Source organism: Desulfurobacterium sp., from assembly GCF_027028515.1.
Classification (GTDB): Bacteria; Aquificota; Aquificia; order Desulfurobacteriales; family Desulfurobacteriaceae; genus Desulfurobacterium_A.
The window spans coordinates 1-3,704 of the sequence record NZ_JALVIW010000064.1 but is presented as its reverse complement, the minus strand read 5'-3'; the positions used below and the strand labels follow the sequence as shown (position 1 = coordinate 3,704).

General features: G+C 38.7%; 6 protein-coding genes. All 6 read left to right on the top strand.

Annotated elements, in window-relative coordinates; genetic code table 11:
• On the top strand, positions 1-498 hold a 498-nt coding region (locus MV676_RS06035), incomplete at its 5' end, for a hypothetical protein (RefSeq protein ID WP_297445820.1).
• A complete protein-coding gene (locus MV676_RS06030) occupies positions 461-1,303 on the top strand; it encodes a hypothetical protein (protein ID WP_297445818.1) in 843 nt (280 codons plus the stop codon). The genes MV676_RS06035 and MV676_RS06030, both read left to right, overlap by 38 nt.
• Positions 1,304-1,321: 18 nt before the next feature.
• The gene (locus MV676_RS06025) at positions 1,322-2,134 is read left to right on the top strand and encodes a hypothetical protein (RefSeq protein ID WP_297445816.1); all 813 of its coding nucleotides are present in this window, start codon (positions 1,322-1,324) and stop codon (positions 2,132-2,134) included.
• A complete protein-coding gene (locus tag MV676_RS06020; protein WP_297445814.1) occupies positions 2,135-2,611 on the top strand; it encodes a hypothetical protein in 477 nt (158 codons plus the stop codon).
• Positions 2,612-2,683: 72 nt separating this feature from the next.
• The gene (locus MV676_RS06015; protein ID WP_297445812.1) at positions 2,684-3,349 is read left to right on the top strand and encodes a radical SAM protein; all 666 of its coding nucleotides are present in this window, start codon (positions 2,684-2,686) and stop codon (positions 3,347-3,349) included.
• Positions 3,342-3,704, top strand: a 363-nt coding sequence (nrdD, locus tag MV676_RS06010) for an anaerobic ribonucleoside-triphosphate reductase (protein WP_297445810.1), incomplete at its 3' end; no start/stop codon positions are given. The genes MV676_RS06015 and nrdD, both read left to right, overlap by 8 nt.

Genomic DNA, 3,704 nt, shown 5'->3' with positions numbered 1-3,704 from the left:
GGCCTAAACTACGGAAAGGTTAAAAGAGAGCCGTTAAGAGGAACAAACCTGTTTTACTTTAATTCTTCTATCCCAGTAGTGATAGTTTTACCCAAAGACAAGGAAGTTGTAAATGCTTTTGTCTATTCTGCCGGTGGTGGTTCTGTGATATACAGGAAAAATCTGATAATAGTCAGCCCACCGGAAAAGGGAAGTGGTAAATTTATGACTGTTATAGCAGTAGATAAAGATGGGAACGAATATACCTTTATCGGAGAAGCCGTTAATCCACTCTACGAAAGTGTACCCGTTTACGGAAAATACGTGTACTATGAATCCCAAAAAATGACACCCTCGGAAGTCCTGCTGTTTTACAAGCAGTTAACCGGCCACTGTCCCAACAACGGGGATACGATTTCCATTTCGGGACAGAAGTATCTATTTAAGGTTGTAGATAAAATTTATACAAGGGACGAGGTAAGTGCCTGTGGTAAGAACTATAAAGTCATTCCTGAATAAAACAGGGTTAATAGGAATACTGATAAGTTTATTTTTCCTTACGGGAAATGCCTATGCACTTACTATAAACCTGCCGGGTTCACCTGTTGAGCTGTCGAACATAGCTGCCGCCGCCCTGTGTTGCAGTTTTAACATTTTCGTAAGGATATTTTTTATCTCCCTACCGTTAATCATAATCGGTGGACTTGTCAGCTTTTTACAGAACAAGAACAACGAAAATCGGGATATGGTAGAAAATCCCGTAATCTACTGGTTCAAGATATTAACCGGCTACGTGATGATTTTAATTTTTGCACGGATCATAATAGATACGTGGAGCGTGTTCGGTTTTCCGGCCTCGGAAATCTTGAAATATCTGTTTAGTCCTGATGTTAACTGGGTTTCTAATAGCTCGTTAGAAAACATCTTTAACGAAATAATAAGTGGGAATGGAGACGCACTTTCCGTTCTGTATCCCAAGTGCTGTGATTACTTGCAGGCCGGCTACTCAGTAGTGGGATTCTTGATTGATATTTTGGGATTTCTGCTTGCACTTATTTACCTTGGAATAACTATAATTGAAGTATTTGGTTTTATAGTCGTAGTAGGTCTTGCATACAGAGATGCCAAAATGGAATATGAAAGACTGCAAAATGTGGAAGAAGCCTTTTTTACATTCTTGGCTCACGGAATATTTGGTATGCTTGTTTTTTATACCTTTCTATTTTCACTTAATCTTGTTTATATAAATACATTTGACATAGCACTTGTGGTCTTGAAGTTTATCAAAAATTATGCTTTATTTAACATTGGTATCACAGCATAATGTTTTGTGGAGGTCAAAATGAAAAGAGCTCTTTTAGTAGCTACAATTCTTATGTTCTCCTGTGGAATGCAGGCTCAGGGAAGTAGTGCTGTTAGCCATTCAGGGAACACGGGTAAAGAAACAGTTAAGATAGGTGTATTTACTTTAAAAAAGCAGAAGCAGGAGCAGGAAACTGTATCCTACTATACAGGAATCCAGGAATCCCCCTTTAAAGAAAGCAAGGTTGAAGTAGTAAAGGTAGGCAACAGCTACTATGCCAAAATAGCAACAGAAGAAAACGGAAAGATAAAACTTGTAAGGTTCAGCGTAAAAGAGAAAGAGGCCACTAAGAAAGAGCTTAAGCCTATATTTGAAGCCGTAAAAGAAGCAGAGAAGAATGGATATGTTTTGTCGGAAGGGAAAGGAAAGACATTAATTCTCTTTGTTGATCCATACTGCCCGTTCTGTAAGAAAGGACTTCCTGCGATATATGACAAGCTTGTTAAAAAATATAAGGTAGTAGTAGTTCCGTTTTCCGTTCACGGGTTGGCCAGTCTAAAAACAACGGCTTATCTCCTGGAAAAGAGCAAAAAAGAACACAAACCTTTTGCAAGAGAACTTATAAGGGAATGGAATAGGTACAAAGGCAAGGAATGGTACAAGGAACTTTATAAAAATACGGCAGATGAAAAAACAGGAGAAACTCCACTCAAGACGGCTGAAAAGCTCTACCAGGCTTCTGTCAAGATAGGAATACCAGGGACTCCAAGTGGAGTTGTTGAAACACAGGAAGGAAAGTTTAAGCTGGCCGTCGGGCCTCAAAAGATCAAACAGGCCATAGGTGTAAAGTAGATGGCAAAGTGGAAGAGAAAATATCAGATATGGAACTTATACGTTAAGAATAGGGACTTTCTCATACCCGATACACCGGCCAATGCGCCGGTGCTCCTTATTGAAGATTCATTTTCTCCCTACCTGGAAGGAAAAGATGAGGTAGAAAAGTTAAACATACTTGTATCTATTTATACAAAAGCAAACACACAGCCCGTTCTAATACCGAAAGCACTAAAGCGTAGGCTGAGAAAGAATATGCCTGTTGTTCTATCCTCAACCGTTTTATGGGAAGAGCTATCTGAGAGGCAGAAAGACCTTACTATCAGGCTTGCTGTTGAAAAAAATGTTATTGACCGTCTTATGGTATTAACACAGAACGGAAAAAAAGTTGAACTTGTTAATATTAGCCAACTTATCAATAAAGAAAAATTAGATACTAATTGTATTCAAAAACGAAAAAGCAAGAAAACAGGAAACAAAACAAGAAAACGGTAAAATTTACAGATCTTGAAAACCACTTTCCGTTCAGGTAAAATAGTATTTACCAAAATGCCTTAAGAGGTGTGTATGGACAAGAGAACAGTTATCCTGAAAGATTATATTCCCTATACCGTTAAAGATGCAGAAGTTCCTTCAGCTGTGTTCTACATTCCGTTTAAATGCTGTAATCTAAACTGCTATCATTGTCATAATAAAAACACATATTACAGTTATGGTTCTGAACGCTTTTTTACATTAAAAGAACTTGCTAACGAGTTAGAAAAACTAGAAAAACTTGGAATAGAGCTGTTTATCATATCAGGTGGCGAACCTTTGATGTTGATTGATGATGTTCCTATTCTCCAGTTCAGGCAAAGAAAGCCGGTCAGAATAGATACGAACGGCCTTCTTTACGGAAAAGTTAAAGAGGTTGCTGATTTTGTTGACGGATTTGCCGTAGATGTGAAAGTGCCGATAAGGGGTAAATATACCGTTGAAGAGATAAAGAGGTATACAAAGGTTCTGTTCTGGAATCAGACTCCAAAATTCTCTGTAGGTGAATATGCCTACAGGGTAAGAAAGACTCTTGAATTCCTTGCTGAAAAACAGCTTCCCTTTACTATTACGAGAACAGTCAGGTATCCACTTTTGAAGGAAGAGGAAATAGAAGAGATCAGAGAAACTGTAACGGCATACGGGTTAGAGCATCAGGTGAATCCATTCTATCCGGTGGAGGTTGCAAAAGATGAATAAGTACTTCAGGGTAATTGACCTGTTTTTAAAAAACTCCGACATAGCAAGAAATAACGCTAACTTCATTCGTGGGATACCTGTACTTGAGCATGTGGTAGTCGGTGAAGTAATGAAAGACTACCTGTTTGAGGAAGTCTACAAAGGTTTACCTGTAAAGTTCCACCACGAAGAGGGGTGGGCATATCACCATCAGAGTTATAAGCTGAGTTTTTATTGCGTGGGTTTGTCAGCCAAAGATGTGGCATACTGGGGATTGCAGAGTACGGCAAAAAATGAAAGAAAAGCCTCTCCACCTAAAAGGCTTGAAACACTTTTTATGCAGTGTGCTAATCTTATCTGTCTTATAGCCCAGGAA